Annotated in this window: 6 protein-coding genes; 3 read left to right on the forward strand and 3 right to left on the reverse strand. The window is 64.8% G+C overall.

Translation table 11 applies throughout. The annotated features are described in order from the left end of the window. Positions 1–51 precede the first annotated feature (51 nt). Entirely contained in the window at positions 52–1,692 is a 1,641-nt protein-coding gene (locus tag ACP15P_RS11740; RefSeq protein ID WP_424928651.1) for a Y-family DNA polymerase, read from the reverse strand. Positions 1,693–1,858: 166 nt separating this feature from the next. Here ACP15P_RS11740 and ACP15P_RS11745 point away from each other — a divergent pair, with 166 nt between their 5' ends. From ACP15P_RS11745 to ACP15P_RS11755, 3 genes are all read left to right on the forward strand, one after another. Then, positions 1,859–2,344 carry a GNAT family N-acetyltransferase gene (locus ACP15P_RS11745; protein WP_424928652.1) on the forward strand — a complete coding sequence of 162 codons (486 nt, stop codon included), beginning with the start codon at positions 1,859–1,861 and terminating at the stop codon, positions 2,342–2,344. Further along, a complete protein-coding gene (locus ACP15P_RS11750; RefSeq protein WP_424928653.1) occupies positions 2,341–2,862 on the forward strand; it encodes a YbaK/EbsC family protein in 522 nt (173 codons plus the stop codon). The genes ACP15P_RS11745 and ACP15P_RS11750 overlap by 4 nt, the downstream gene beginning before the upstream one ends. An 82-nt stretch (positions 2,863–2,944) precedes the next feature. Next, complete coding sequence (locus ACP15P_RS11755; protein ID WP_424928654.1) at positions 2,945–4,081, forward strand: MFS transporter; 1,137 nt, start codon at positions 2,945–2,947, stop codon at positions 4,079–4,081. Here the strand turns inward: ACP15P_RS11755 and ACP15P_RS11760 are convergent. Both ACP15P_RS11760 and acs read right to left on the reverse strand, forming a co-directional pair. Beyond that, positions 4,078–4,362 carry an I78 family peptidase inhibitor gene (locus tag ACP15P_RS11760; protein WP_424928655.1) on the reverse strand — a complete coding sequence of 95 codons (285 nt, stop codon included), beginning with the start codon at positions 4,360–4,362 and terminating at the stop codon, positions 4,078–4,080. The genes ACP15P_RS11755 and ACP15P_RS11760 overlap by 4 nt on opposite strands. 71 nt (positions 4,363–4,433) lie before the next feature. Further along, positions 4,434–6,278 (reverse strand): acetate--CoA ligase (acs, locus tag ACP15P_RS11765; protein ID WP_424928656.1); only part of this gene is annotated, 1,845 nt, incomplete at its 5' end.

Consider the following 6,278-nt stretch of genomic DNA (forward strand, 5'->3'; position numbering starts at 1 on the left):
CAACGCCGGGCAGCGCCGACCGCTTACCGGAACCGGGCAAAACTACGCACATCACGCAAACACCCCATGGGCGAACCAGCCTGCGGGCAGATCGTCACCATGGGCCTCAAAAAGCCAGAGCCGGGTGCCGTCACCGGTTTCCACTCGCCAGTAGTCCCGCGCGCCGGTCCGCCAGGCGGGATCGTCCAGCCACCATTCCGGCGCAATCCTCTCAGGTCCATATGCGGCGGCCAGCGTCTGCGGCTGTCGACGCCAGGTGAAACTGGACGGAGGCGAGCCATCATCGTCGGGCTTCACGGGCTCCGGCGGGAACAGTGTCAGCGGCCGGGGCATGGCCGCCGTCGGCCAGTCCGTCGCGGGGTCCGCATAACCCGCAGCCATGACCAGGGCACTCTTCTCGGGAATATGGCTCTGGGCGGGGTGCAGACGCGTCAGGGCATCGAGACCAAGCCGCGACCCAAGACGGCCGAGCAGGTCCGCCATGTCATCCCGGTCACTGCCGCCCCGGGCGGCGTCGCGATGGCCGTGATGCTGACGCGGGGTCAGGGGCTCAACGGACACCGCCTCAACCCGAAGCATGTCGATGCCGAACCCCGCGTCCAGGCCCTGAAGCTTCAGCGCGACGAGGGGCTGGAGGTCATGGGCGGCATTGACCGGACGCGCCAGGCCGATTTCGACCATGTCAGAGCCACCATCCGTGCGGAACCAGGCAACCTGAAGCCGCCGCACCCCCCTGCCCGCGGAGCGCAGCCGGTCACATAGTGGTGCCAGGAGACGCTCCACCCCGGCCAGCACGTCCTTTTCCAGTCCAATGGGATCGGGAAAACTCAGGCGCAGGGCAAAGACATGAGCCGGACGTGCGGGAGAAATCGGTTCCGGCACGCGACCAAGGGCCTGGTCGAGACGGCGCACGACCTGGGGGCCAATGCGGCGGGTCAGCTGCGCTCTCGGCAGGGCGGAAAGATCGCCAATCCGGCGCAGGCCAAGCCCCTGAAGGGCCGTTATCTCCGTCTGGCCCACGCGAAGGGCGGCAATGGGCAGGGGCGCGAGCCTTTCCTGGGTCATGCCGGGAGGAATGATCCTGTCGACGCCGGAGGGCTGTTGCGGGGCAAGTGACGGGGGGCCGCCCCTCTCCCAGCGGCGTTTGCGGGCGCGGGCACGGGTGGCGCGGGCCTCCTGGTCGATGGCGTCACCGGCATGGGCCATGCCCTCGACCGGACCGGCAAAGCGGGCCACGGCCCAGGCGGCACCGAGCGTATCGGCCAGTCCGGGCTGCACGGTCAGACCAAGATCGGCGGCGGAGGTTTCGATTTCCCCCAGCAGAGCGGCCTCGCCCCCGAACAGATGCGCGCAGCCGGTGACGTCCAGGGCCAGGGCCTCCGCGCCTTCCGTCGCCACCCAGGGCGAAAACCGCCCGGCCCAGCGCCGCAGGGAATTCCTGAAAATCGCAAGCCGCCGGGCGTCCTCGGGGCGGGTCACCAGATCGGGACAGATCGCCTGCGCATCCCCCAGCGCCATGCCACGGCGCAGCCCGGCATCCTGGGCGGAGGCCGACAGGCTGCTGAGCATGAGCGCGTTACGGACCTCCCGCACCATGGCGAAAGGCCGTCCGGCAAGCTGCGGCTCCACCCTGACCGCCTGTTCGGCGGCGAGACGGGGAAACCAGAGGGACAGGATGCGGTGAGGGTTCATCGGGGAATCGTGTCGCGATGTTCTACTTTTGTTCTTTTATAGTCCTGCGGGTCCGGAGTCGAGTCCGCCGGGCGTCCCGCATGTTCTGAAACCACTGGAAGGGAGACACGAAACAGGTGACTGTAAGAGGTTAAGGCCAGGTAAAGGATCACGGTCGGGAAGACACATGGAACTTACGGTACGTCCCGCCACGACGGCGGATGCAGCGGCAGGTGTGGAGGTGCTGCGCCGGTCAATTACGGAGCTTTGCGTGGAGGATCACGGCAAGGAGCCAAGTGAACTGAAGCCATGGCTGCGCAACAAAACCGTGGCCGACTGGACCGGATGGGTGAACGGGTCCGGCTCATCCCTGTTCATGGCCTTTTTGAGCGACAGGGCATGCGGTGTCGGCATGGTCTCCTGGCACGGTGAGGTTCTGCTCAACTACGTGCATCCGGATTTCCGCTTTCAGGGCGTGAGCACGGCAGTCCTGAACGTCCTCGAACAGGAAGCCGCCCTGCGCGGAACGACCCGCATGACACTGGAAAGCACCCGGACGGCGGAAGGATTCTACAGGGCCCGGGGTTATGTTCCGGTTGCGGGCGGGAACGGCCCCTGGATGGAGAAAACGCTTCTCCCCGCAGATGACCGGCCAATCACGGAGCCTGGTTGACACGGCCGATGACCCAGGTGTTTCTGTGCGCCGGAGCACAGGAGGCGCAGATGGCGGGCAGTGTGGAACGGGTGGAAGCGGCGGCGCGGGCGGCCGGACTGGACGTCAAAATTGAGCGCATGCCGGAAAGCACGCGCACGGCGGCGGAAGCGGCGGCGGCATGTGGCTGTGGCGTGGCCCAGATCGTAAAATCCATGATTTTCGAGGGTGTTGAGAGCGGCGACCTGAAGCTGATCCTCGTCAGTGGCGCCCATGATCTGGACCTCGACCGCGCCCGGGGTCTTTTCGGGGAAGACCTCAAACGGGCGGACGCCAAACGCATCCGGGCGGAGACGGGCTTTGCGATAGGAGGCGTCGCGCCGATTGGTCACCTCTCGCCAATTGCGACCTGGATGGATGCGACGCTGCTGACCCATGACAGCGTCCGGGCCGCTGCGGGTGCGCCAAACGCACTGTTTGAGATTGGTCCGCAAACGCTTCGGGAGACGACCGGAGCGGTTCTGTTCGACCCCAATTGACGGTCACCGCTACGGACTGACGGACAGGCTGGACGCGGTTCGCGGCGCGGGATAGGTACCGCTTTTTAAGCGGACCAATCCCATGCCATCCTCACCCGGTTCCCTGACGTCCCTCCGGCTGGTGTTTGCGCTGAACGCGCTGGGCCTTTCCGTATGGTTTCCGCGCATTCCGGACGTGAAACAGGCGCTGGATCTGGACGTTCTGGAACTGGCTTTTGCGTTATTTGGGATGCCGGCCGGCACCATGCTGGGGTTCCTGATTGTGGAACGGATCACCGACCGGCTTGGGGTGCGTAAGACCTGTGTCTGGGGCGGTTCGATTTTCTTCCTGTCGTTCATTGGACCGGCGCTGGCGACCGGACCGGTAACGCTTGGGCTCGCACTTTTTGTCTGCGGACTGACCATCGCCAGTATTGAGGTGGCGATGAACGCCAAGGCCAGTCAGACGGAGACGGAACTTGGTCGCAGGATCATGACCGGATGTCATGCCTGGTGGAGTTTTGGGACCGTGACGGGCGCTCTGGTCGCGGGTGCGTTTGCGCAGGCCGGGATTGGCTTCCTGACGCAGCAGATCATTTTGCAGCCGATTTTCGCGGTTCTGAACGTTTGGTTCGCACTGCGGATGATCGACGACGTTGCTTTGGACCGCAGCACGCCGAAAGAGAAGTTCAGGATGCCGGAAGGCGCGCTTCTGGTGCTGTGCATGGTGCCGATTGGCGCCCTGCTGATAGAGGGCGCGATGCTGGAATGGTCGGCGCTGTTTTTGCGGGAAAACCTGGAACTTGACCCCTTCACCACCTCGGCCACGTTCTCGGCATTTGCCCTGTCGATGGGGATTGTCCGGCTGCTGGGCGATCCGCTGGCCGAACGGTTTGGGCCGCACGGGGTGATCCTGGGGTCGGCCGCTCTGATGGGCGTGGGCATTCTGATGTTTGGTGGATCCGGCAGCATCTACATGGCCGCGCCGGCGGCGGCCATGGTGGGGCTTGGCTGTGGCAACATCTATCCGTTGACCATGTCGATTGTGGGGCGGCTGCCCGGGACGAAACCGGCGCGCAATGTCGCGACGCTGGCCCTGATCGCGTTTACGGCATTTTTGATAGGTCCGCCGCTGATCGGTGTCGCGGCGAAGCTCTTTGGTCTGCCGATGGCGCTGATGATCCTGTCACCCTTTGGCGTGGTGCCGTTTTTGCTCCTGCGGCGACAGGGCCGACATTAACCGCAGTAGACGCGCTGCACGGTGTCGTCCGTGCCGATCTCAAAATTCAGACGGCCCGGGTTTACGTCCTCGCCCAGAGCGGCGCCCGGGAAGTTGAAGCGGGTGTCTTCCGGAAACAGATCCGGATCAAGATCGGTCACGCTGGTCCCGACCAGACCCTCGTGGCCTGCCGCACCGCAGGCTGCGGATGCCGCATCGGTCGCGTTGGTGGCATCATCACCGGAGCAGGCGGCCAGAAGAAACGCCAGGCTGAGACCGGCTGCGACTGAAATTCGGGACATGAATTGGCTCCTTAAGGGATGGTGTTGTGCGCGCCCGCACCGGGCGGTTGATCCGTTGCGGGGGAATTGAATCACTTGTTCATCCTGTTGTCGATGAGATTGTCGACGACGGAGGGGTCGGCGAGGGTTGAGGTGTCGCCAAGTGCGCCAAAGTCGTCTTCGGCGATCTTGCGCAGGATGCGGCGCATGATCTTGCCCGAGCGGGTCTTCGGCAGGCCCGGTGCCCACTGGATCAGATCAGGGCTCGCAATCGGCCCGATCTCCGTGCGCACCCACTGGCGCAACTCCTTGCGCAGTTCCTCGGTGTATTCCTCGCCATCCATCAGCGTGACATAGGCGTAGATGCCCTGCCCCTTGATGTCATGCGGGTAGCCCACCACGGCGGCCTCGGCCACCTTTACATGCGCCACCAGCGCGCTCTCGATCTCGGCCGTGCCCATGCGGTGACCGGAGACGTTGATCACGTCGTCGACGCGGCCCGTGATCCAGAAATCCCCGTCCTCATCCCGTTTGCATCCGTCCCCGGCGAAGTAATACCCCTTGTAGTCCGAGAAATAGGTCTTCTCGAACCGCTCGTGGTCGCCCCAGACCGTGCGCATCTGCGCGGGCCAGCTGTCCTTGAGGCACAGCACACCCTCGCACGGCACCTCCGTGATCTCCTCGCCCGATGTGGGCTCCAGCACCACCGGCTGCACCCCGAAAAACGGCTTCATCGCGGAACCGGGCTTGGGTGTGTGCGCGCCCGGCAGCGGGGTCAGCAGATGCCCGCCGGTTTCCGTCTGCCACCAGGTGTCGACGATGGGGCAGTTCCCCTTGCCCACCACGTCGTTGTACCAGTTCCAGGCCTCCGGGTTGATCGGCTCGCCCACCGTACCAAGCGTGCGCAGGGCGGAAAGGTCACATTTCTCCACAAACTCCGTGCCCTGCGCCATCAAAGCGCGAATGGCCGTCGGCGCGGTGTAGAACTGGTTGACCCCATGCTTCTCGCAGACCTGCCAGAAGCGCGAGGCGTCGGGGAATGTCGGCACGCCCTCGAACATCACGGTCGTGGCGCCGTTGGCGAGCGGCCCGTAGACGATGTAGCTGTGCCCCGTGACCCAGCCCACATCGGCCGTGCACCAGAACACGTCGCCCTCGTGGTAGTCGAACACGATCTCATGGGTCATCGAGGCGTAAACCAGATAGCCGCCGGAGCTGTGCACCACGCCCTTGGGCTGGCCGGTGGAGCCGGAGGTGTAGAGAATGAACAGCGGATCCTCCGCATTCATCTCCTCCGGCGCGCATTCGTTCGAGGCCTCGGCCATCAGCGCGTTGCAGTCCACATCCCGGTCGGCGATCCAGGTGGTCTGGGCGCCGGTATGCTTGACCACCAGGCACTTCACCCTGTCGGAGCAGTGCAGCAGCGCCTCATCGGTATTGGATTTGAGGTGGGTGACCCGCCCGCCCCGCGGCGCGTGATCCGCCGTGATCACCACCTTGGCCTCGGAGCCGTTGATCCGCGCGGCCAGCGCGTCCGGCGAGAAGCCCGCGAAAACGATCGAGTGAATGGCGCCGATCCGCGCACAGGCGAGCATTGCGTAAGCCGCCTCCGGGATCATCGGGAGATACAGCACCACCCGGTCGCCCTTGCCCACACCGAGGTCCTTCAGGACATTCGCCATGCGGCAGACGCTGTCATGCAGCTGACGGTAGGTGATGTGCAGCGCCGGGTCCTTCGGGTCATCCGGCTCAAACAGGATCGCCGTCTGGTCGCCCCGCGTCGCCAGGTGCCGGTCGATGCAGTTGGCCGCCACGTTCAGCGTGCCATCCTCATACCATTTGATGCTCACATTGCCGGGCTCAAACGAGGTGTTCTTCACCTTCGTATAGGGCCGGATCCAGTCAACCCGCTGCCCGTGCTCCCGCCAGAACCCCTC

The organism is Amaricoccus tamworthensis, from assembly GCF_049800875.1.
GTDB classification, from domain to species: Bacteria; Pseudomonadota; Alphaproteobacteria; order Rhodobacterales; family Rhodobacteraceae; genus Amaricoccus; species Amaricoccus tamworthensis.

Coding starts and splice junctions, on each gene's coding strand:
- ACP15P_RS11740 (WP_424928651.1), bottom strand. CDS start 1,692: ATGAACCCTCACCGCATCCTGTCCCTCTGGTTTCCCCGTCTCGCCGCC.
- ACP15P_RS11745 (WP_424928652.1), top strand. CDS start 1,859: ATGGAACTTACGGTACGTCCCGCCACGACGGCGGATGCAGCGGCAGGT.
- ACP15P_RS11755 (WP_424928654.1), top strand. CDS start 2,945: ATGCCATCCTCACCCGGTTCCCTGACGTCCCTCCGGCTGGTGTTTGCG.
- ACP15P_RS11760 (WP_424928655.1), bottom strand. CDS start 4,362: ATGTCCCGAATTTCAGTCGCAGCCGGTCTCAGCCTGGCGTTTCTTCTG.